Annotated in this window: 19 protein-coding genes and 2 tRNA genes; 11 read left to right on the forward strand and 10 right to left on the reverse strand. The window is 65.0% G+C overall.

The features are described 5' to 3' along the window. Positions 1–603 (forward strand): DMT family transporter (locus ISS20_RS14340; RefSeq protein WP_291437669.1); only part of this gene is annotated, 603 nt, incomplete at its 5' end. Between the two features lie 82 nt (positions 604–685). On the opposite strand, the gene lgt is transcribed toward ISS20_RS14340, so the two are convergent. Together lgt and ilvD (ISS20_RS14350) are read right to left on the reverse strand one after the other, a co-directional pair. Then, entirely contained in the window at positions 686–1,513 is an 828-nt protein-coding gene (lgt, locus tag ISS20_RS14345) for a prolipoprotein diacylglyceryl transferase (RefSeq protein WP_291437671.1), read from the reverse strand. Between the two features lie 274 nt (positions 1,514–1,787). Beyond that, a complete protein-coding gene (gene ilvD, locus ISS20_RS14350; RefSeq protein WP_291437673.1) occupies positions 1,788–3,647 on the reverse strand; it encodes a dihydroxy-acid dehydratase in 1,860 nt (619 codons plus the stop codon). A 246-nt stretch (positions 3,648–3,893) separates the two neighbouring features. Here ilvD (ISS20_RS14350) and ilvD (ISS20_RS14355) point away from each other — a divergent pair, with 246 nt between their 5' ends. Beyond that, complete coding sequence (gene ilvD, locus ISS20_RS14355) at positions 3,894–5,597, forward strand: dihydroxy-acid dehydratase (RefSeq protein WP_291437675.1); 1,704 nt, start codon at positions 3,894–3,896, stop codon at positions 5,595–5,597. Positions 5,598–5,779: 182 nt separating this feature from the next. Here the strand turns inward: ilvD (ISS20_RS14355) and ISS20_RS14360 are convergent, their stop codons facing one another. Then, positions 5,780–6,022: a TIGR04438 family Trp-rich protein gene (locus ISS20_RS14360; protein ID WP_291437677.1), complete on the reverse strand. Its 243-nt coding sequence runs from the start codon at positions 6,020–6,022 to the stop codon at positions 5,780–5,782. A gap of 115 nt (positions 6,023–6,137) precedes the next feature. Here ISS20_RS14360 and ISS20_RS14365 point away from each other — a divergent pair, with 115 nt between their 5' ends. Then, the gene (locus ISS20_RS14365) at positions 6,138–6,443 is read left to right on the forward strand and encodes a c-type cytochrome (protein WP_274112829.1); all 306 of its coding nucleotides are present in this window, start codon (positions 6,138–6,140) and stop codon (positions 6,441–6,443) included. A 166-nt stretch (positions 6,444–6,609) separates the two neighbouring features. Here ISS20_RS14365 and ISS20_RS14370 read toward each other — a convergent pair whose 3' ends face one another. Together ISS20_RS14370 and acs are read right to left on the reverse strand one after the other, a co-directional pair. Further along, positions 6,610–7,083, reverse strand: a complete 474-nt coding sequence (locus tag ISS20_RS14370) for a LapA family protein (protein ID WP_291437682.1) — start codon at positions 7,081–7,083, stop codon at positions 6,610–6,612. A 173-nt stretch (positions 7,084–7,256) separates the two neighbouring features. Beyond that, the gene (gene acs / locus ISS20_RS14375; protein ID WP_291437684.1) at positions 7,257–9,251 is read right to left on the reverse strand and encodes an acetate--CoA ligase; all 1,995 of its coding nucleotides are present in this window, start codon (positions 9,249–9,251) and stop codon (positions 7,257–7,259) included. A gap of 213 nt (positions 9,252–9,464) precedes the next feature. Here acs and ISS20_RS14380 point away from each other — a divergent pair, with 213 nt between their 5' ends. The 5 genes from ISS20_RS14380 (at position 9,465) to ISS20_RS14400 (ending at position 13,834) form a co-directional block, all read left to right on the forward strand. Continuing rightward, positions 9,465–10,064 carry a TIGR00645 family protein gene (locus tag ISS20_RS14380; protein ID WP_192421571.1) on the forward strand — a complete coding sequence of 200 codons (600 nt, stop codon included), beginning with the start codon at positions 9,465–9,467 and terminating at the stop codon, positions 10,062–10,064. A gap of 214 nt (positions 10,065–10,278) precedes the next feature. Continuing rightward, a complete protein-coding gene (locus tag ISS20_RS14385) occupies positions 10,279–11,166 on the forward strand; it encodes an intradiol ring-cleavage dioxygenase (RefSeq protein WP_291437687.1) in 888 nt (295 codons plus the stop codon). A 53-nt stretch (positions 11,167–11,219) separates the two neighbouring features. Then, entirely contained in the window at positions 11,220–11,498 is a 279-nt protein-coding gene (locus tag ISS20_RS14390) for a hypothetical protein (RefSeq protein WP_291437689.1), read from the forward strand. A 6-nt stretch (positions 11,499–11,504) separates the two neighbouring features. Continuing rightward, positions 11,505–13,127 (forward strand): ATP-binding protein, encoded by a 1,623-nt coding sequence (locus ISS20_RS14395; protein WP_291437691.1) that lies wholly within the window; start codon positions 11,505–11,507, stop codon positions 13,125–13,127. Then, entirely contained in the window at positions 13,124–13,834 is a 711-nt protein-coding gene (locus ISS20_RS14400) for a response regulator (RefSeq protein WP_291437693.1), read from the forward strand. The genes ISS20_RS14395 and ISS20_RS14400 overlap by 4 nt, the downstream gene beginning before the upstream one ends. A 136-nt stretch (positions 13,835–13,970) precedes the next feature. On the opposite strand, the gene fumC is transcribed toward ISS20_RS14400, so the two are convergent. Further along, positions 13,971–15,380, reverse strand: coding sequence for a class II fumarate hydratase (gene fumC / locus ISS20_RS14405; RefSeq protein WP_291437695.1), 1,410 nt, complete (start codon positions 15,378–15,380; stop codon positions 13,971–13,973). A 169-nt stretch (positions 15,381–15,549) separates the two neighbouring features. Between fumC and ISS20_RS14410 the strand changes: the two genes are divergently transcribed. From ISS20_RS14410 to murI, 3 genes are all read left to right on the forward strand, one after another. After that, entirely contained in the window at positions 15,550–17,118 is a 1,569-nt protein-coding gene (locus tag ISS20_RS14410; protein WP_056064470.1) for a fumarate hydratase, read from the forward strand. Positions 17,119–17,288: 170 nt separating this feature from the next. After that, a complete protein-coding gene (locus ISS20_RS14415) occupies positions 17,289–18,002 on the forward strand; it encodes a DUF6882 domain-containing protein (protein ID WP_291437698.1) in 714 nt (237 codons plus the stop codon). A 163-nt stretch (positions 18,003–18,165) separates the two neighbouring features. Beyond that, positions 18,166–19,056: a glutamate racemase gene (gene murI / locus ISS20_RS14420; RefSeq protein ID WP_291437704.1), complete on the forward strand. Its 891-nt coding sequence runs from the start codon at positions 18,166–18,168 to the stop codon at positions 19,054–19,056. 87 nt (positions 19,057–19,143) lie between these two features. On the opposite strand, the gene ISS20_RS14425 is transcribed toward murI, so the two are convergent. The 4 genes from ISS20_RS14425 to ISS20_RS14440 form a co-directional block, all read right to left on the reverse strand. Further along, a complete protein-coding gene (locus ISS20_RS14425) occupies positions 19,144–19,668 on the reverse strand; it encodes a M48 family metallopeptidase (protein ID WP_291437700.1) in 525 nt (174 codons plus the stop codon). 152 nt (positions 19,669–19,820) lie between these two features. Then, positions 19,821–20,453 (reverse strand): DUF6806 family protein, encoded by a 633-nt coding sequence (locus tag ISS20_RS14430; RefSeq protein WP_291437702.1) that lies wholly within the window; start codon positions 20,451–20,453, stop codon positions 19,821–19,823. Between the two features lie 13 nt (positions 20,454–20,466). Then, positions 20,467–20,559: transfer RNA gene (locus ISS20_RS14435), tRNA-Leu, on the reverse strand. A 155-nt stretch (positions 20,560–20,714) separates the two neighbouring features. Beyond that, positions 20,715–20,790, reverse strand: a tRNA-Gly gene (locus ISS20_RS14440). Between the last annotated feature and the right edge of the window lie 179 nt (positions 20,791–20,969).

The following is a 20,969-nucleotide window of genomic DNA, read 5'->3' on the forward strand; positions in this document are numbered from 1 at the left end:
GCGTTTTTGATCAGCCTGTGCGTGGTGTTCACACCGTTTGCCGAGTGGTGGCTGCTGCGCCAGCGGCCCGAGCGTGCGATGTTTGGTTTTGCCGCCGTCTCGCTGCTCGGCGCAGCCCTGCTCAGCGGGGGGTACAACGGCCAGTGGGGTTGGGGCGACGCCCTGATGCTGGCGGCCGCCGTGCTGCGCGCGATCACCGTGTGCCAGACCACGCGGCTCACCCGTCGCCGCAATGCGCCGGTGCTGGCCCTCACGGCGGTGCAGTCGGGCGTGATTGGGGTGGGCTGCCTGTTGCTGGCGCTGGCTTTGCCGGGCAAGCTGCCTCCACTGCCGTCGCTCACCCAAGCCAGCGCCTTCTGGTGGGCCTGCGTCTACCTGGTGGCAGGCTGCACCGTGTTTGCGTTTGTGGCCCAAAACTGGGCACTGCGCCACAGCTCGCCCACGCGGGTGGGCTTGCTGACCAGCAGCGAGCCCGCCTTTGGCGCACTGTTTGCAGTGTTCTGGCTGGGCGAGCAGCTCAGCGTCACGGGCTGGGTGGGCGGTGCACTCATCGTGGGGGCCGCCATGTGGACGATGGCGCGGCGGGGTGATGCGCGGCATTGACCGCCTGCTTACCCGCCACTCGCCCCAATCACTACCAATTTGATAGCTGCTCGGGCATGAAACACCGGCGCTATCGCCCGTTTTACCTTGAAACCAACGCCCCCACCGGCTGCCGCTGCGCCCACAGCCACATCGCTGCGCCACCAACGACCATGGGCACACACAGCCACTGACCCATGCTCATGCCCAGCGACAGGATGCCCAGGAAGGCATCGGGCTCGCGGAAGTATTCGGCAATGAAGCGGAACACACCGTAGCCGAACAGGAATGCGGCCGCCACCTGGCCGGGGCGACGCTCCTTGCGCGCATACAGCCACAGCAGGATGAACAGCAGCAGCCCTTCCATCAGGAACTGGTAGACCTGCGAAGGATGGCGCGGCTGCATGGAGCCGCTGTGCGCAAACACCATGCCCCAGGGCAGATCGGGACTGGCAAAGCGGCCCCACAGCTCGCCGTTGATGAAGTTGCCCACACGCCCGGCCGCGAGACCCGTGGGCACGCAGGGCGCCACAAAGTCGGCCACCTGCAGCCAGGGGCGTTGGCGCGAATGGGCGAACCACAGCATGGAAACCACCACGCCCAGCAGCCCGCCATGGAAGGCCATGCCGCCTTGCCACACGGCAAAAATCTCCAGCGGATGGCTCAAGTAGTAGCCCGGCTTGTAGAACAGGCAGTAGCCCAGCCGCCCGCCAATGACCACACCCGCCACCCCCAGGAAGAGGATGTCTTCCACATCCTTGCGCGACCATGCGCCGGGCCCGGTGATGGAGGCAAACGGCTCGTGCCGCAGGCGCCGGATGCCCAGCAGCATGAACAGGCCAAAGGCCGCGAGATAGGTCAGGCCATACCAGTGCACAGCCAGCGGGCCGATCTGCAAGGCAACGGGATCGATGTGGGGATAGGTCAACATGGTGGCGGGTATTGTGCCCGCGCCAGGGATGGCCCTGACGCGCGGAGCGCCATGCAGTGATCGCCGGTCAACATGGCAACCGCCCACCGGCCACCCGCCCACCAGCGCAACCCGTTGCAGCCGCCAACGAAGTGTTTGAAGGGAAAAAAGCCGTTCAAGCGCTAGTCGATCATGCACTGGCAGCTATCAAAAGTGAAGCAAAAACAAAAAAGCCGCACCGTCAAGACGCGGCTTCCGGGTAGCAGCAGGGCGCCTTGCCCTGCGCAGCTGCCCCTCAGTCTTCCAGCAGCGACAAATCGCGCACGGCGCCCTTGTCGGCCGACATCACCAGCTTGGCATAAGCCTTGAGCGCGGCCGACACCTTGCGTGGGCGTGGCTGGGCAGGCTTCCAGCCCTTGGCGTTCTGGGCTTCGCGGCGCTTGGCCAGTTCTTCATCGCTCACCAACACATTGATCGTGCGGTTGGGAATGTCGATGCGGATGCGGTCACCGTTTTGCACCAGTCCGATGGCGCCGCCCGCAGCGGCTTCCGGCGAGCAGTGACCGATCGACAGGCCCGAAGTGCCACCCGAGAAGCGCCCATCCGTCAGCAGCGCGCAGGCCTTGCCCAGGCCCTTGGACTTGATGTAGCTCGTGGGGTAGAGCATCTCCTGCATGCCGGGGCCGCCCTTGGGGCCCTCATAGCGCACGATGACCACGTCACCGGCCTTGACCTTGTCGGCCAGGATGTTGGCCACGGCCTCGTCCTGCGACTCGGTGACATGGGCCGTGCCCTCAAACACCAGAATGCTTTCGTCCACACCGGCCGACTTGACCACGCAGCCGTCCACTGCAATGTTGCCGGTCAGCACGGCCAGGCCGCCCTCTTTGCTGAAGGCGTGGTCGTACGAGCGGATGCAGCCCTCGGCGCGGTCCAGGTCCAGACTGGGCCAGCGGGTGTTCTGGCTGAACGCCACCTGGGTGGGGATACCTGCGGGGCCTGCCATGTAGAAGGTGCGCACGGCGTCGTCCTGCGTGCGCACGATGTCCCACTGGTCCAGCGCATCTTTGAGCGTGGCGGTGTGCACCGTGGGCACGTCGGTGTGCAGCTTGCCGGCACGGTCCAGCTCGCCCAGGATGGCCATGATGCCGCCTGCACGGTGCACGTCTTCGATGTGGTACTTGTTGGTATTGGGCGCCACCTTGCACAGCTGCGGCACGACACGCGAGAGGCGGTCGATGTCGGCCATGGTGAACGGGATCTCTGCCTCGCTCGCAATCGCCAGCAGGTGCAGGATGGTGTTGGTGGAGCCGCCCATGGCGATGTCCAGCGTCATGGCGTTTTCAAACGCCTTGAAGCCCACCGAGCGGGGCAGCACGCGTTCGTCGTCCTGCTCGTAGTACTGCTTGGCCAGATCCACGATGCGGCGGCCTGCGCGCTTGAACAGTTGCTCGCGGTCGGCGTGGGTGGCCACCACCGTGCCGTTGCCAGGCAGCGACAGGCCCAGCGCCTCGGTCAGGCAGTTCATGGAGTTGGCGGTGAACATGCCCGAGCACGAACCGCAGGTGGGGCAGGCCGAACGCTCGACCTCGGCCACATCGGCGTCGGAGTAGTTGGTGTCGGCGGCAATCACCATGGCGTCCACCAGGTCGAGCTTCTTGAACTCCATGACCTTGGTGACCGGGTTGGCCAGGCGGGTCTTGCCAGCTTCCATCGGGCCGCCCGAAACGAAGATCACCGGGATGTTCAGGCGCATGGCGGCCATCAGCATGCCGGGGGTGATCTTGTCGCAGTTGGAAATGCAGACCATGGCATCGGCGCAGTGCGCGTTGACCATGTACTCGACCGAGTCGGCAATGATGTCGCGGCTGGGCAGCGAGTACAGCATGCCGTCGTGGCCCATGGCAATGCCGTCGTCCACGGCAATGGTGTTGAACTCCTTGGCCACGCCGCCAGCGGCTTCGATCTCGCGGGCCACCAACTGGCCCAGGTCCTTCAGGTGCACGTGGCCGGGCACGAACTGGGTGAACGAATTGACCACCGCGATGATCGGCTTGCTGAAGTCATCGTCTTTCATGCCGGTGGCGCGCCACAGGGAGCGAGCGCCTGCCATGTTGCGACCGGCGGTAGAGGTTTTGGAACGGTAGATGGGCATCGTGCTGGCTTCTGAAAAATCGCTGGAAGGGAAGCGGGCCGGACTCATAAAGGCCCCTCGCGCGCCCGTGCAGACAACCTCTTGAGCCGTGCCGGGGGCAAACCTGTCAATTATCGCCCAGCCCCACAGGCCCGCCCGGGGCGGTGGCGTTGGGGATTGCGGGGGCAGCCCCCACGCGCTGCAACGGCGCTGGCAGAATGATCCATTCCGCTCCAGCCCCCAACCCCGAGATCAGGACGCCCCACGATGACCGACTCCAGCAAGCCCTCCGCCCCCATCAATCGCCGCAGCGCCAACATCACCCAGGGCAAGTCGCGCGCACCCAACCGCTCCATGTACTACGCCATGGGCTACGAGGAAGGTGACTTCGTCAAACCCATGGTCGGCGTGGCCAACGGCCACAGCACCATCACCCCTTGCAACAGCGGCCTGCAGAAGCTGGCCGACGCGGCCATCGCGGGCATTGAGGAAGCCGGTGGCAACGCCCAGGTATTCGGTACCCCCACCATCAGCGACGGCATGGCCATGGGCACCGAAGGCATGAAGTACAGCCTGGTGAGCCGCGAGGTCATCAGCGACTGCATCGAGACCTGCGTGGGCGGCCAGTGGATGGATGGCGTACTGGTGGTGGGCGGCTGCGACAAGAACATGCCCGGCGGCCTGATGGGCATGCTGCGCGCCAACGTGCCCGCCATCTATGTCTATGGCGGCACCATTCTGCCCGGCCACTACCAGGGCAAGGACCTGAACATCGTGAGCGTGTTCGAGGCCGTGGGCGAGAACGCCGCCGGCAAGCTGAGCGACTTCGACCTCAAGGAAATCGAGAAGCGCGCCATCCCTGGCACCGGCTCGTGCGGCGGCATGTACACCGCCAACACCATGAGCAGCGCGTTCGAGGCCCTGGGCATCAGCCTGCCGTATTCGTCCACCATGGCCAACCCGCACGACGAAAAGATGAACTCGGCCAAGGAATCGGCCAAGGTGCTGATCGAGGCCATCAAGAAGGACATCAAGCCGCGCGACATCGTGACCAAGAAGTCCATCGAGAACGCTGTGGCCGTGATCATGGCCACCGGCGGCTCGACCAACGCGGTGCTGCACTTCCTGGCGATTGCCCATGCGGCAGGCGTGGAGTGGAGCATCGACGACTTCGAGCGCGTGCGCGTGAAGACCCCTGTGTTGTGTGACTTGAAGCCCAGCGGCAAGTATCTGGCGGTGGACCTGCACCGCGCAGGCGGCATCCCGCAGGTCATGAAGATCTTGCTGAACGCAGGCCTGCTGCACGGTGACTGCCTCACCATCGAAGGCAAGACGATTGCCGAAGTGCTCAAGGACGTGCCGGACCAGCCGCGCGCCGACCAGGACGTGATCCGCCCCATCGACAAGCCTATGTACGCCCAGGGCCATCTGGCCATCCTGAAGGGCAACCTGAGCCCCGAAGGCGCCGTGGCCAAGATCACGGGCCTGAAGAACCCGGTCATCACCGGACCGGCCCGCGTGTTTGACGACGAACAATCGGCGCTGGAAGCCATCCTGGCCGGCAAGATCAAGGCAGGGGACGTGATGGTGCTGCGCTACCTGGGCCCCAAGGGCGGCCCCGGCATGCCAGAGATGCTGGCGCCCACCGGCGCGCTCATCGGCGCCGGGCTGGGCGAGAGCGTGGGCCTGATCACCGACGGCCGCTTCTCCGGCGGCACCTGGGGCATGGTGGTGGGCCACGTGGCGCCCGAAGCGGCAGCTGGTGGCACCATCGCTTTCGTGAACGAGGGCGACAGCATCACCATCGATGCGCGCCAGCTGCTGCTGGAGCTGAACGTGCCTGACGATGAAATCGCCAAACGCCGCGCAGCCTGGAAAGCACCTGCGCCTCGCTACACCCGCGGTGTACAGGCCAAGTTTGCGTTCAATGCATCGAGCGCCAGCAAGGGAGCGGTGCTGGACGCCTATTGATCACGGCACAGCACGGGCCGAAGGCGAGAAGGCCGCTCGAGCGGCCTTCTCGTACCAGCCTCTGCACACACAAAAAAAGCCCGCAGCACAACGTGTGCTGCGGGCTTTTTTGGGAAATAGCACGAGCCGGAAGTCCCCGCCAAAACACCAAAGCGCGCTGCCGGGCGAGGCCAGCGCCCGCTTCAACGCGGCTTGCGCGGGCGAATGCCCAAGGCTTCTTTATGCTTGTTGATACGGTCCTTCTTACGCTGGTCCATCTTTTCCATGGCCTTGCGCTTGGTGTAGCCGGTGGAATCGGCCCAGGCCCACCACAGCGCTGTGGCCCCGAAGGGCGCCAACACCCACCACCACGACCATGTGGCCACGGGGCCGATCTCGAAATACTTCAGTGCCAGCATGAGAAGGGACAGACCCAGCAGATACATCGCTCTCTCCAAATATTGCCGCGAAAAGCGGGATTGACCAGGGACAACTGCATGTCAACCCAAGTCACTACAATCGCATTAAAAGCACTGTAACTCAACCACAGGAATTCCCACCATGAAGCGTTCCCTGATCACTCTCGCCTTGACGCTGTCGGTTGCGGCACCCGCCATGGCTGACCTGGCCTTGGCCACCTCCAAGAACTGCATGGCTTGCCATGCGGTGGACAAGAAACTGGTGGGGCCTGCCTACAAGGAAGTCGCAGCCAAATATGCTGGCCAGAAGGACGCCGTGGACAAGCTGGCTGCCAAGATCATCAAGGGCGGCTCTGGCGTGTGGGGCCCTGTGCCTATGCCCGCCAATGCGCAGGTGAACGACGCCGAAGCCAAGAAGCTGGCAGCCTGGGTGCTGACGCAAAAGTAATTTGCTGCCCCTGTGGTGGCCCGGGGTCCTACCACTCCGGCCCGCTCAGCACAAAAAGCCGCGCACGATCAGTGACGCGGCTTTTTTTGTGGTCGCGGACAACGACCGTGACCCCTGAGTGCGCAGACGGTACCTGCGCCTGTAAGGACCAGCGCCCATTGGCGCCCTACACGATGGGGGTCACCAATGAATTGCGGGAGCGCAGCTGTTGCTCCAGCTGGCCCACATAGGCTGCCGTTGTGTTGTCTGACTCATCGGCCCGGGTAGCAAGGCGGGCTTCCAGATGGTCCAGCCGCGCCAGAACGGCCGCATGGGCCTGACTGTGCTGGGTCTCCATGAAAGTACGCAGCTCCGTGAAGCGGGACGCCTCAGCCTTGTCAGCCAGCTCGCGCTGTGCCTGCATCTCTTTGGTGTGGCGGCGGGTTTCGAGCAGTACTGAGCCCTGCAGCGACAACACGTAGGCCACGAAGAAGATGCCCAACAAGGCGGTAAGCGCCAGCATGAGCAGCCCGAGCGGCGCTTCAAATGACACCACCCCCAGCGATACCAGGGAAGGGGCGGCCAGCGCGGGCCAGTTCAATGCGGCGAGTGTGGCAATGACCAGCACGGTCAGAAGAAGAACGATGGAACGCAAGTGCATGGGAAATCTCCGGTCAGCGGTGCCCGGCCAAGATGACCGGTCACGCAGTGCTGCCGTTGTAACGCATACACAGGCGATCACTCGCTGCGCGGGAGTGATTGGAGATCACGTCCTACAACCCCGCTGCGGGCTCATCGCGTGAGCAAGCCCCATGCGGATGGGGCCTTCCACGATCAGTTCGTCTGGGACAATTGATCCAGGATTGCCGGATTCTCCAGTGTCGACGTGTCCTGCGTGATGGCCTCGCCCTTGGCAATGCTGCGCAGCAGGCGGCGCATGATCTTGCCGCTGCGGGTCTTGGGCAGGTTGTCGCCAAAGCGGATGTCCTTGGGCTTGGCAATAGGGCCGATTTCCTTGGCCACCCAGTTGCGCAGCTCGTTGGCGATCTGCTTGGCTTCTTCGCCCGTGGGGCGCGAACGCTTGAGCACCACAAACGCGCAGATGGCCTCGCCGGTCACGTCGTCAGGGCGGCCCACCACGGCGGCTTCGGCCACCAGGTCGGTCTTGGACACCAAGGCCGATTCGATCTCCATCGTGCCCATGCGGTGGCCCGACACGTTCAGCACGTCGTCGATGCGGCCGGTGATGCGGAAGTAGCCCCGGTCGGCACTGCGCACCGCACCGTCGCCTGCCAGGTAGTAGCCCTTGAGTTCTTCGGGGAAGTAGCTCTTCTTGAAACGCTCGGGGTCGTTCCAGATGGTGCGGATCATGCTGGGCCAGGGGCGCTTGATGACCAGGATGCCACCGGCGCCGTTGGGTACGTCGTTGCCCATTTCGTCCACGATGGCGGCGGTGATGCCCGGCAAAGGCAACGTGCAGCTTCCGGGCACCAGCGGCGTGGCGCCAGGCAGCGGGGTGATGACATGGCCGCCCGTTTCGGTCTGCCAGAAGGTGTCCACGATGGGGCAGCGCTCTCCGCCCACGTTCTTGTGGTACCACATCCAGGCTTCGGGGTTGATGGGCTCGCCCACGCTGCCCAGGATGCGCAGGCTCGACAGGTCAGAGCGCGCGGGGTGGACCGCCTCGTCAGCTTCGGCCGCCTTGATGAGCGAGCGAATGGCCGTGGGGGCGGTGTAGAAAATGGTGCACTTGTGGCGCTCGATCATTTGCCAGAAGCGGCCCGCGTTCGGGAAGGTGGGAATGCCTTCAAAAATGATCTGCGTGGCGCCTGCCGCCAGCGGGCCGTAGGCCACATAGGTGTGGCCTGTGATCCAGCCGATGTCGGCCGTGCACCAGAACACATCGTCCGCACGCAGGTCAAACGTCCAGTCCATGGTCATCTTGGCCCACAGAAGGTAGCCGCCGGTGCTGTGCTGCACGCCCTTGGGCTTGCCGGTGGAGCCGCTGGTGTAGAGGATGAACAGCGGGTGCTCAGCCCCCACAGCCACGGGGGCGCATTCGGTGCTTTGTCCCGCCAGTGCTTCGGCAAAGGTCTTGTCGCGCCCGGCCACCATGTTGCAGGCCGTGGCTGTGCGCTGATAGACAAACACATTGCGGATGGTGTCGCAGCCGCCCATGGCCAGGGCTTCATCGATGATGGACTTGAGCGGCAGCTCCTTGCCGCCACGCATCTGGTAGTTGGCAGTGATGACGGCCACGGCACCGGCATCGATGATGCGCTCGTGCACGGCCTTGGCACTGAAGCCGCCGAACACCACGCTGTGCGTGGCACCAATGCGGGCGCAGGCCTGCATGGCGATCACGCCCTCGATGGTCATGGGCATGTAGATCAGCACGCGGTCGCCCTTGGCCACGCCGTGGGCCTTGAGCGCATTGGCAAACTGGCTCACTCGGGCCAGCAGTTCCTTGTAGGTGATCTTGGTGACGGTACCATCGTCCGCTTCAAAGATGATGGCCGTCTTGTTCTCGGTAGCAGTGCCAATGTGGCGATCGAGGCAGTTGGCCGATGCGTTGAGTTCGCCATCGGCAAACCACTGGAAGAACGGCGCGTTGGACTCGTCCAGCGTGCGGGTGAAAGGCTTGGTCCACTGCAGGTTGCCCTGCGCCTGACGCGCCCAGAAGCCCTCAAAGTCCTTCTCGGCCTCGGCACACAGTGCTTCATACCCGGCCATGCCGGACACGCGCGCGGCTTTGACGATGGCGTCCGACGGCGGGAACACACGGTTCTCAACCAGCACGGACTCGATGGCGGATGTGGGCGCACTCATGGTGTTGTCTCCTGGATCTAATGGGAATTGGAATTGGGCGGTACTGTCGGGCGCGGCACTTACAGGCCACTGACTGGCGCGAAGCTTACAGAGTACGCCATCGCGGCCCGCCTGTCGCAAACGGCCCCAGCACAGGCTGCGCGGACCCACCTGCCATCGCAGGGACATGATGGCCCCCTAAAATCGCGCCTCCTGCAACCCTTTGCGAGTGCCATGTCCTCTCCCCAACACAAGCCCCCAGCGCCGCTGCGCCCCCTGCCTTCGATGATCTTCGCCAGCCGGTGGCTGCAACTGCCGCTGTACCTGGGCCTGATCCTGGCGCAGGCGGTGTACGTGTTCCATTTCTGGGTGGAGCTGGTGCACCTGATCGAAGCCGCCTTTGGCAACACGGCGGCCCTGCAGAGCCTGGTGTCCAGCATTGGCTACAAGAGTGATTTCCAGGTCACCGCGCTCAACGAGACCATCATCATGCTGGTGGTGCTGGCGCTGATCGACGTGGTGATGATCTCCAACCTGCTGATCATGGTGATCGTGGGCGGCTACGAGACCTTTGTCTCGCGCCTGCACCTCGAAGACCACCCCGACCAGCCCGAGTGGCTGAGCCATGTGAACGCCTCGGTGCTCAAGGTCAAGCTGGCCACCGCCATCATCGGCATCAGCTCCATCCACCTGCTCAAGACCTTCATCAACGCCGCCAACTACGACCTCAAGGTGCTGATGTGGCAGACCATCATCCATGTGGTGTTCCTGCTCAGCGCCCTGGCGATTGCGCTGACCGACCGGCTGATGTCGCACTCGTCCGACAAGCACTGAGCACTGCGCTGGCTCCTGGGCCCCCAGCACCGCTGCGGGAGCCCCGGGCTCAAAAAATTCAGTCAAAAAATGCCGGTAGCGCCGGCTGCATATGCACCGGCAGCTATCAAATTCGAAGTAAACACACCGTCAGCACACGGCGCCAGGGGCGCTCCCAGATTTCTCCTCAATCGGTAGGCACAGTGCGGTGCAGACCCATCCGAAGGAGAAATTCATGCCCCCTCTGTCCCCAACCACCGCTACCGCATCGGCACCCGCCGAGACCGCTGCCACCTCCAAAAACACGGCCACCAGCCGCCGCCTGGCACTCAGTGCCCTGGGCTCCCTGGGCGTCGCCACCCTGTGGGGCTGCGGCGGCGGCAGTGACAGCACCGACTCTGGCAGCGGCACGGACTCCGGGTCTGGCACCGGCAGCGGTACCGGATCGGGCACTGGCACCGGAACAGGCACAACCACTACCTGCTCCGTCGTCCCCGAAGAGACTGCAGGGCCCTACCCTGCCGACGGCTCCACGGCCAGCAACAACACCTACAACGTGCTCGCGCTCAGCGGCATCGTGCGCTCGGACATCCGCAGTTCAGTGGGTTCGTCCACCCAGGTCAGCGGCGTGCCGCTGTCCATCACCATCACGCTGACCAACACCAGTGCCAGTTGCGCTGCGCTATCGGGCTACGCCATCTACCTGTGGCACTGCACGCAAGACGGCAACTACTCGGTCTACACCTCCAACAACATCGCCGACAACTACCTGCGCGGCGTGCAGGCCACGGACGCCAACGGCACCGTGACCTTCACCACCATCGTTCCGGGCTGCTATGCGGGCCGCATGCCGCACATGCACCTGGAGATCTACCCCACGCTGGCATCGGCCACCAAGGCCGCCAACAAGATCAAGACCACGCAACTGACGTTCCCCACCGCACTGCTCAGCAGCATCTACAGCAGCAATTCGGGCTACAGCGCCAGCGTGCGCAACCTGGCCTCCATGTCGTTTGCCACGGACAACGTCTTCAGCGATGGCACCACGCTGGAGATGACCACCATGCAGGCCAACACCGGTGGCGGCTACTCGGCCAGCATCACGATTTCGATCGCAGTCTGAGCCCCTCGTTTCTTCCATTCACCCTGTTGTTTCGATCTCCAGAAAGACGCCCGATGTTCAAGATCCACACCCTTTTTGCCGCACTGGCCCTGGCATCCATCGCCGCAGCGTTCCCCAGCCACGCCCAGCCATCCCGCGGCACGCCGCCCGGCCCGCCGCCCGAGGCATACGCCGCCTGCAAGGGCAAGACCGAAGGCGCCTCCGTCACGCTGACCATGCCCGACGGCAAGAGCCTCGCAGGCACTTGCCGCACAATGGACGGCACCCTGGTGGCCATGCCCGCTGGCGGGCCTGGTGGCCCCGGCGCAGGTGGCCCGCCCCCCGCCCGCTGACCCACCATGCCGCCCCTGCGCTCCCTCGTCTCCGTGCCCCATCTGACGCTGCACCGCAAAGCCTTCATCGCCCTGGCCGCCCTGCTGCTGGCTTTGTTGCTGATCTTTGTGGGGTTCTCGCGCCTGGGCCTGCAGCGGGGCCTGGGGCCGTATGTGGCCGAGATCGAGCTGACCCGCATGGACTGGCTGGCCGAGCGCCTGCAGGCCCACCACACCCAGGCAGGCGGCTGGGACAGCCTGCGCGGGCAGTCGTCCCTGTGGGGACGGCTGACCCACCCGGGCGGCGGTCCACGCGGGCCGGGTGGCGCCCGCCCCCCCAGCGGCTCGCCGCCCGGCCTCCCGTCGGAGCCTCCTGGCACGGCCAACCCCCCTCCTTCCAATGCCAGTGACAGTGGCCGTGGCGCTGACCTTGGCAACAGCCCGCCCCCACCCCCACCCGGCGACCTGCGGCCCCTGGACCGGGGCCCAGCGCCACCCCAGCGCCACCCGGATGACATCTACCCCCGCCTGGGCCTGCTCGATGCACAAGATCAGCTGGTCGCAGGCACACCGCCCCAGCCGGGGGGCGCACGCCTGGCGTTGCGTGGCGCCGGCGGCCAGACCATCGGGCACCTGGTGCTGGCGCCCCCGCAGGGCGTGCGCAGCGAGGCCGACCAGGCCTTTCTGGCCCAGCACCTGGGCTTTGTGGCGTGGACGGGCCTGGTCGGCCTGGCGCTGGCGCTGGTCCTGTCGGGCTGGCTGGCACGGCGCTGGCTGGCGCCGGTCGAGGCCCTGGCCACCGGCGCACGCGGCATTGCGCAGGGCCACCTGCACACCCGCGTGCCCGTGCACGGCAATGACGAACTGGCCCAGCTGGCCCGAACCTTCAACACCATGGCCGAACAACTGGGCAGCATCGAAGCCAGCCGCCGCCAATGGCTGGGCGACGTGGCCCACGAGCTGCGCACGCCCCTGGCCGCCATGCGCGCCGAGATCGAGGCCGTGCAGGACGGCATCCGCCCCTTTGACGACAAGACCGCGCTGCGCCTGCACCGGCAGGTGATGCGCCTGATCCAGCTGGTGGGCGACCTGCGCGCCAGCCTGGATGCGGTGGGCACCAGCGCACCCTCGGCCCAGGTGCCCGTGCACCCGCTGTCGCTGCTGGCCGAGGCGCTGGCCTCCATGCGCCCGCGCTTGGCGCAGGCGGGCATCGATGTGGACACCAGCGGCCTGAACGCCCTGGCCGCACAAGGCGCCGCCCAGCCGGCCCCCCTGGTGCGCGGCGACGCGCAGCAGCTGCACCAGGTGTTTTTGAACCTGCTGGAAAACAGCCTGCGCTACACCGACGCGGGCGGCCTGCTGCGCATTGCGGCGCGCCTGCTGCCACCGGCCGATGGAGCCCCCCAGCTGCAGGTGCAGCTGGACGACAGCGCGCCCGGCGTGCCCGCGCACGAGCTGCCCCGTATCTTTGAGCGCCTGTACCGCGCTGAAACCTCGCGCAACCGCGACCACGGCGGATCAGGCCTGGGCCTGGCGATCTGCCGCGCCATCGTGCTCGCCCACGGCGGCACGCTGATGGCCGAGGCATCGCCCCTGGGCGGGCTGCGCATCACACTGAACCTGCCCCTTCTGGACAACCCGGCACCATGAGCCCACGCATCCTTGTCGTCGAAGACGAACCCGACATCGCCGCCATCGTGGTGGACTACCTTCGCCACGCGGGCTATGCGGTGGAGCACCAGGCCGAGGGCCGCGCCGCGCTGGCGAGCATGCTTACCACGCCGCCCGACCTCACGCTGCTGGACATCATGCTGCCCGGCATCGACGGACTGGAGATATTGCGCCAGGCGCGGCGCCACACGCAGCACCCCATCATCATGCTTACCGCCAGGGTGGAAGAGGTGGACCGCCTCATCGGGCTGGAGCTGGGCGCGGACGACTACATCTGCAAGCCGTTTTCGCCGCGCGAGGTAGTGGCCCGTGTCAAGGCCGTGCTGCGCCGCACCGCTGCAGCGCAGGAGGCTTCCTCCGCCAGCACACCGCTTGTCGCATTGATGCTGGACGAGTCGCACTGGCAGGCCACGCTGCATGGCACACCGCTGGGCCTCACGCGGCGCGAGTTCAAATTGCTGCAGGTGCTGGCGCGCCAGAAGGGGCGCATCTTCTCGCGGGCCCAGCTGCTGGACCAGGCCTATGACGACACGCTGGACGTGAACGAGCGCGCCATCGACAGCCACATCAAGAACCTGCGCAAAAAGCTCAAGGCCGCCAGCACAGACGGCAGCGACTGGATCCGCTCGGTGTATGGCGTAGGTTTTGCGCTGGACCCCAACCACGAGGGCCCGCCAGTGGCCTGACGGGCAGGCTGCCAGCGACACACCCCTGGGGCCGATAACTATCAATTTAATAGCTACTCAGGCATGTAGCACTAGCGCTACCTGCGCATTTGGCTCAAAAACGCCACGGTACCCCCCCCCAAACAGCCCTGCAGACTCAGCGCCCCACCATCTGCGCAGGCACCACCCACTGGTCAAACTGCTCGCCCGTCACATGCCCCGAGGCCACGGCAGCGGCGCGCAGGCTGGTGCCCTCCTTGTGCGCCTTCTTGGCAATGAAGGCGGCCTTGTCGTAGCCGATATGGGGGTTGAGTGCCGTCACCAGCATCAGCGACTGCTCCACCAGGTCGTTGATGCGCGCCTGGTTGGGCTCGATGCCCACGGCGCAGTGCTCGTTGAAGCTGGCCATGCCATCGGCCAGCAAGCGCACGCTCTGCAAGAAGTTGTGGATCACCATCGGGCGGAACACGTTCAGCTCGAAGTTGCCCGAGGCCCCGCCGATGTTGATGGCCACGTCGTTGCCCAGCACCTGCGCGCACAGCATGGTCAGCGCCTCGCACTGCGTGGGGTTGACCTTGCCCGGCATGATGGATGAGCCCGGCTCGTTCTCGGGGATGGTGATCTCGCCCAGCCCGCTGCGCGGGCCGCTGGCCAGCCAGCGCACGTCGTTGGCAATCTTCATCAGGCTGGCCGCCAGGGTCTTGAGCGCGCCATGGGCATGCACCAGCGCATCACAACTGGCCAGGGCCTCGAACTTGTTGGGTGCGGTGACCAACGGCAGGCCGGTCAGGTCCGCCAGCTCCTTGGCCACGGCCTGCGCATAACCGGCGGGCGCATTGAGCCCCGTGCCCACCGCCGTGCCACCCAAGGCCAGCTCGCCCAAATGGGGCAGCGCGGCGCGCACATGCTGCTCGGCATGCTGCAGCTGCGCCACCCAGCCCGAGATCTCCTGGCCCAGCGTGAGGGGGGTGGCGTCTTGCAGGTGCGTGCGGCCGATCTTCACGATGCCGTCAAACGCCTTCGCCTTGGCCGCCAGCGTGGTGCGCAGGCCGTGCAGCGCGGGCAGCAGGCGGTGCATCAGCGCGTCCACCGCGGCCAGGTGCATGGCGGTGGGGAACACGTCGTTGCTCGACTGGCTCTTGTTCACCTCGTCGTTGGGGTGCACCAGTCGCGCTTCGCCGCGCGGGCCACCCAGCAGCTCGCTCGCCCGGTTGGCCAGCACCTCGTTCATGTTCATGTTGGTCTGCGTGCCCGATCCGGTCTGCCACACCACCAGCGGAAACTCCTGCAGGTGACCGCCTTCGATCACCTCGTCTGCCGCCGCCACGATGGCCGTGGTCTTGGCCGCATCGAGCAGGCCCAACGCGTTGTTCACATAGGCACTGGCCCGCTTGACCTGGGCCAGCGCCCGGATCAGCTCCGGCGCCATGCGCTCGCCCGAGATGGCGAAGTGGTGCAGCGAGCGCTGTGTCTGCGCCCCCCACAGGCGCTGGGCAGGCACATCGATGGGGCCGAAGGTGTCTTTTTCGGTACGGTATGCGGTCGCGTCGGGGGTAGAGGTCTTCACGGTGGGGCCTTGCGCGCTCGGTGAGCGGATGGGAATGAATGAAACACCAGCCCGCAGCATACCCACCGAAGGCCATGGCGCGCTACCACTCCCCATCGCCCCTGACAGGCCCGCGCAAGCCCGCCGGGAGATAATTCGGGGTTCGCGTTTTCCCTAAAACCCCACCGCCATGACCACGACGACCATTCGCCAAGAAGACCTGATCGAATCCATTGCCGGCGCGCTGCAGTACATCAGTTACTACCACCCCACCGACTACATTGCCCACCTGGCCCGCGCCTACGAGCGCGAAAAGAGCCCGGCGGCCAAGGACGCGATCGCCCAGATCCTGACCAACAGCAAGATGAGCGCCACCGGCCAGCGCCCCATCTGCCAGGACACCGGCATCGTCAACGTGTTCCTGAAAGTCGGCATGGACGTGCGCTGGGAAGGCTTCACGGGCAGCCTGGACGACGCCATCAACGAAGGCGTGCGCCGGGGCTACAACCACCCCGACAACACGCTGCGCGCCTCGGTCGTGGCCGATCCGCAGTTCGCCCGCAAGAACACCAAGGACAACACCCCTGCCGTGATCTTCACCGAGATCGTGCCCGGCAACACCGTGGACATCACCGTGGCGGCCAAGGGCGGCGGCTCGGAGAACAAGTCCAAGATGTACATGCTCAACCCCGGCGACAACGTGGTGGACTGGGTGCTCAAGACTGTGCCTACCATGGGCGCCGGCTGGTGCCCGCCCGGCATGCTGGGCATCGGCATTGGCGGTACGGCCGAAAAGGCCGTGCTCATGGCCAAGGAAAGCCTGATGGACGACCTGGACATGTACGAACTGCAGGCCAAGGCCGAAGCCGCCAAGACCGGCGGCCCCGCACTCGACAAGGTCGAAGAGCTGCGCCTGGAGCTGTTTGAAAAGGTCAACGCGCTGGGCATTGGCGCCCAAGGCCTGGGCGGCCTGACCACGGTGCTGGACGTCAAGATCAAGATGTACCCCACGCACGCGGCCAGCAAGCCCATCGCAATGATCCCGAACTGCGCCGCCACACGCCACGCGCACTTCGTGATGGACGGCTCGGGCCCCGTGTACCTCACGCCCCCCAGCCTGGACCTGTGGCCCAACGTGAACTGGGCGCCTGACTACAACAAGAGCAAGAAGGTCAACCTCGATACGCTGACCAAGGAGGAAGTGGCCAGCTGGAAACCCGGCGATACGCTGCTGCTCAACGGCAAGATGCTGACCGGCCGTGATGCCGCTCACAAGCGCATCCAGGACATGCTGGCCAAGGGCGAGAAGCTTCCCGTGGACTTCACCAACAGAGTCATCTACTACGTGGGCCCTGTGGACCCCGTGAAGGGCGAAGCCGTGGGCCCCGCCGGCCCCACCACCGCCACGCGCATGGATGGTTTCACCGAGATGATGCTGGCCCAGACCGGCCTGATTGCCATGGTGGGCAAGGCCGAGCGCGGCCCCGTCGCCATCGAGGCCATCAAGAAGCACCAGAGCGCCTACCTGATGGCCGTGGGCGGCGCCGCCTACCTCGTCTCCAAGGCCATCAAGACCGCGAAGGTCGTGGGCTTTGAAGACCTGGGCATGGAAGCCATATATGAGTTCGACGTGGTGGACATGCCTGTGACCGTGGCCGTGGATGCCGGCGGCACCAGCGCCCACATCACGGGCCCGGCCGAATGGCAAAAGCGCATCGCCTCGGGCGAGTTCAAGGGCATCGGCGTAGCAGCGGCCTGATGCATGGGTTGGTGCTGAGCCTGCCCAGCGCCAACCGCCGCAAAGCGCAATGACACAAACCGCCTTCGGGCGGTTTTTTTGTGGCTGCTCTGCATCCATCGGAGCCCTCGGTTCGGCAAAAATACCCACCCAGATCACTCCACATCACGCCGGCATTTGCCGCACCCACCATGCTTTTGGACCATTGGTTTGCGCAGCCCCTGCGACATATACCGCGCGCCTTGCTGCTGGCAACCCTGATCGGCACCCTGCCCCTGTCCGCCAGCGCCAACCCGCCCATGGTCCCGCAGCGCGATGCGCAGACCGCCTTTGGCGGCACACTGCCTGCCCGCGATGCGGCCCTGCTGGACGCCAGCCTGACCTCGCACATCGAACGCCAGCGGCTGCTCAACAGCCAGCACCTGGCTGGCAGCAGCTCTCGCACGCTGGACTTTTTTGCCAAGACCTTCACCGTGATCCGTGGCGGCAAGCGCACAGTGTTTGACGCCGAATTGCTGGGCACTTGGTGGCCGGAAGACCGGCGCTGGGAATGGACGGCCGTGGAGCGCACCTGGAACGACCCGGACCTGAAAGACCCGAAGCGCAAGTCGTTTGCCACCGGCAGCGCACAGACTCGCCTCTACGGGCGCGAGCACGGCATCGACATCCTGCAGGCTGACACTGCGCAATTGGCGAGCGAAGAGGCCGCGTGGTACTTGTGCGCGTTCGCAGCGCAACTCCACCAGGCCACCGGCGTGCTGGTCGGCATCAGCCGCGAGCAGGTCGCAGGCGGCAAAGACGGGCAAACGGCTGTGGTCAAACGCTACTACCTGCTGTCGCACCCGAAAGTCGCAGAAGCGCCGGCGGCCGGTGATACTGGCAAGGCCAAAGCGCCCGCGCGCTGACCCATCCGTCCCACGTGCTCCATAGCGTCGCCGGTCACGGCGCAGCACCAGACTTCATCGCGCAGCCCACGCTTTCGCTCATTCCACAACAGAACGCAGCGCACACAGCCTGCCGCTGCGGTTTTCCTACAATCCAGCCTTTTGTCCAACCATGGGCTCCCTGATGCCGCTGGCCTCTTCTCCTATCGGTGTGTTTGACAGCGGCGTCGGCGGGCTGAGCGTGTTGCGTGCCCTGCTGGCTGCGATGCCCCACGAGCGCTTCGTGTACCTGGCCGACAGCGCCAACGCCCCCTACGGCGAGCGTGGCGACGCCTATGTGGCCGCCCGCACCCATGCCATCACCCAGTACCTGTGCGAGCAGCACCACATCAAGGCCCTGGTGGTGGCCTGCAACACGGCCACCGCGGCGGCCATTCATGAGGTGCGCAGCAGCCATCCGGAGTTGCCCCTGGTGGGCCTAGAGCCCGCCATCAAGCCCGCGCTGGCGGTGACCCGAACAGGGCATGTGGGTGTCATCGGCACCAGGGGCACGCTGACCAGTGCCAAGTTCGGCAAGCTCATGACCTCACTGGCCGATCAAGCCCATTTCGTGGTGCAGCCTTGCGATGGTCTGGCGCACGCCATTGAGCGCAGCGTGGCACTGCCAGTCACCGCCCTCGGCAGCCCCGTCGATGCCACGGAGACTGGGGCGCTATGCGAACGTTATCTCCAGGCCATGGGTAGTTTTGGTACAGGCCCAGGGCAGATGGACACCCTGGTGCTGGGCTGCACCCACTACATCTTTGTGGCCCACGAGTTGCGGGCGCTGGTGGGTCCCGACGTTCAGTTCATTGAAACTGGAGTACCCGTGGCGCGCCAGACGCGGCGGGTGCTGGAGGCCGCAGGCCTGCTCGCTGTGCCCGAGCCATCGAACCCGGGCGATCAACCGCCGCCCCTCAATGGCAACCCGTCGGTGCAACTGCTCACCACGGGCCCGGTGGCCATGCTGGAGGCAGCAGCCCAACGCTGGTTGGACCTGCCCCCCAGCCAGTGCCGGAGCGTTTCAGTTCCCTGATTCAGCCTCTATCTGCTTCTGGCGCATGATCCATATGCGCCAGCTGCTATCATTTATGAAGCAACTGGGCGTGACGGCTCTGAGTCTTCAGGACGCGCCGCTGCCCCATAGCCGGGTGCCCGCCTGCTCCACGTGGGTGAGGTACAGGCGCAGGTCGAACTCGTACTGGTGGTACTGCGGCTCCATGTGGGTGCAGAGCTGGTAGAAGGCTTTGTCGTGGTCCTTCTCGCGCAGGTGGGCCAGCTCGTGGACAACGATCATGCGCAGGAACTCTTCGGGCGCCTGCTTGAACATCGCGGCAATGCGAATCTCATGTTTGGCTGCCAGCCGGTTGCCCTGCACGCGCGACACTGCCGTGTGCAAACCCAGCGCGTGGCGCACCACATGGATCTTGTTGTCGAACAGCACCTTGTTGACCGTGCCCGCATTGCGCAGGTAGCGTGCCTTGAGCTCCAGCGCATAGTCGTAGAGCGCCCTGTCACTGCGCACGGCGTGCGCCTGCGGATACTTGCGCTGCAGCACTGCTCCGAGCTTTCCCTTTCCCAGCAGATCGCGCGCCTGGTCCTGCAACGAAGCGGGGTAAGAACGCAGATACGGAAGATCAGTGCTCATGGGCAATACGGCAGCGGCAGGCAGGACAAGGGGCGGTGCGACCGCAAAAGGGCATCGACGCGCTTGGAGAATTTGCCCAATGCCTGGGAGAGCTCTACGGGAGATGCGCAGCATGGCTTGCGCCAACACTCAGCGCAACACGCCCACGCAGATCAGTGCAAGTGGCGCGGACGACGCCCACCACCACCGCCGTGACCACCACCTGGGCCCCCAGGACCACGCGGGGGCTTGCCGATCTCCAGCGAGTTCACCAAGGCATCAAAACGCTGGCTGAACAGCTTGTCGATCTCAGCGACCACGCCGCCCAGCTCGGCGCCATCAAAGTGGCGCTCCATCATGTTCACCACGTCTTGCACCAGCAGATCACGCTGCACCTGCATGATGGCAGCGGGCGTGGGGCCCACGAAAAGCATCACAAAGTCATCGCGCGACTCGGTGCCCTGCTCTTCTTCGTCTTCATCAAAGTCGGTGTCGTAGAAAGTGACCTCGATCGCAGCCCCTTGCTCGGCCAGCTCATTGAGGCTCATGCACATCTCGTCGAGCGACTGGCGGAAATCCTCGTCACCACGCACCGTCCAGCACATCTGCAGCAAGTGTTCCTGCGCGTCGTACTTGATGCCGGGCTCTTCCTCATAGGCGCTGGCCGCGCCATCGGCCAGCGAGCGGGCTCCGGCATATTTCCACAGGGGTTTGAGCGCCTCTTGGAGCTGATCAAAACTGACATCAGCACGCAAGAGAACCTGTCCGTGGACGTGGATTTCGAAAGGAGCGTTGTAACTTGACATGATTGAATCGTAGTGGTGCCCCGAGCCGGGGTCGAACCGGCACGCCCCTTTTCAGGAAAGCGGCGGATTTTAAGTCCGCAGTGTCTACCAATTTCACCATCGGGGCGCCGGCTGCTGAGCGCATACCTGTGCGTTGCAGCGTAACCCGGGCAGCGCGTGCGCGCAATGCCCTGTCGCATCTCTGGTCGGGACCGCTGTTTGACAACAGCACGCTCCAAACCACCAAGAAAAAAGGGAAGCCTAAGCTTCCCTTTTCAAATATGGAGCGGGAAAAGAGTCTCGAACTCTCGACCTCAACCTTGGCAAGGTTGCGCTCTACCAACTGAGCTATTCCCGCATTTTCTGATTTCTCTAACGTTTCCGTTAGCGCTTATCAGCAAGCCTCAAATTATATAACTATTTTTGGCCGTATTCGATTGCAAGCCAAAAAATTTCCATCCAACTACCATCCATCGACACGATCCCTGCGAACGTCTCGGCCCAGAGGCTTTGATCGCTTCACTGCTGCAGACCATA

The sequence above is a fragment of the Acidovorax sp. genome (assembly GCF_016783915.1).
In the GTDB taxonomy this organism is placed as follows: Bacteria; Pseudomonadota; Gammaproteobacteria; order Burkholderiales; family Burkholderiaceae_C; genus Acidovorax.

Bases quoted from the DNA above. Each gene is read 5' to 3' on its own strand.
- ISS20_RS14395 (WP_291437691.1), top strand. From the start codon at position 11,505: ATGCCGCCCCTGCGCTCCCTCGTCTCCGTGCCCCATCTGACGCTGCAC.
- ISS20_RS14390 (WP_291437689.1), top strand. From the start codon at position 11,220: ATGTTCAAGATCCACACCCTTTTTGCCGCACTGGCCCTGGCATCCATC.
- acs (WP_291437684.1), bottom strand. From the start codon at position 9,251: ATGAGTGCGCCCACATCCGCCATCGAGTCCGTGCTGGTTGAGAACCGT.
- lgt (WP_291437671.1), bottom strand. From the start codon at position 1,513: ATGTTGACCTATCCCCACATCGATCCCGTTGCCTTGCAGATCGGCCCG.
- ISS20_RS14385 (WP_291437687.1), top strand. From the start codon at position 10,279: ATGCCCCCTCTGTCCCCAACCACCGCTACCGCATCGGCACCCGCCGAG.
- ISS20_RS14365 (WP_274112829.1), top strand. From the start codon at position 6,138: ATGAAGCGTTCCCTGATCACTCTCGCCTTGACGCTGTCGGTTGCGGCA.
- ISS20_RS14400 (WP_291437693.1), top strand. From the start codon at position 13,124: ATGAGCCCACGCATCCTTGTCGTCGAAGACGAACCCGACATCGCCGCC.
- ISS20_RS14360 (WP_291437677.1), bottom strand. From the start codon at position 6,022: ATGTATCTGCTGGGTCTGTCCCTTCTCATGCTGGCACTGAAGTATTTC.
- ISS20_RS14380 (WP_192421571.1), top strand. From the start codon at position 9,465: ATGTCCTCTCCCCAACACAAGCCCCCAGCGCCGCTGCGCCCCCTGCCT.
- ISS20_RS14430 (WP_291437702.1), bottom strand. From the start codon at position 20,453: ATGTCAAGTTACAACGCTCCTTTCGAAATCCACGTCCACGGACAGGTT.
- ISS20_RS14370 (WP_291437682.1), bottom strand. From the start codon at position 7,083: ATGCACTTGCGTTCCATCGTTCTTCTTCTGACCGTGCTGGTCATTGCC.
- ISS20_RS14415 (WP_291437698.1), top strand. From the start codon at position 17,289: ATGCTTTTGGACCATTGGTTTGCGCAGCCCCTGCGACATATACCGCGC.
- ilvD (WP_291437673.1), bottom strand. From the start codon at position 3,647: ATGCCCATCTACCGTTCCAAAACCTCTACCGCCGGTCGCAACATGGCA.
- murI (WP_291437704.1), top strand. From the start codon at position 18,166: ATGCCGCTGGCCTCTTCTCCTATCGGTGTGTTTGACAGCGGCGTCGGC.
- ISS20_RS14425 (WP_291437700.1), bottom strand. From the start codon at position 19,668: ATGAGCACTGATCTTCCGTATCTGCGTTCTTACCCCGCTTCGTTGCAG.
- ilvD (WP_291437675.1), top strand. From the start codon at position 3,894: ATGACCGACTCCAGCAAGCCCTCCGCCCCCATCAATCGCCGCAGCGCC.
- ISS20_RS14410 (WP_056064470.1), top strand. From the start codon at position 15,550: ATGACCACGACGACCATTCGCCAAGAAGACCTGATCGAATCCATTGCC.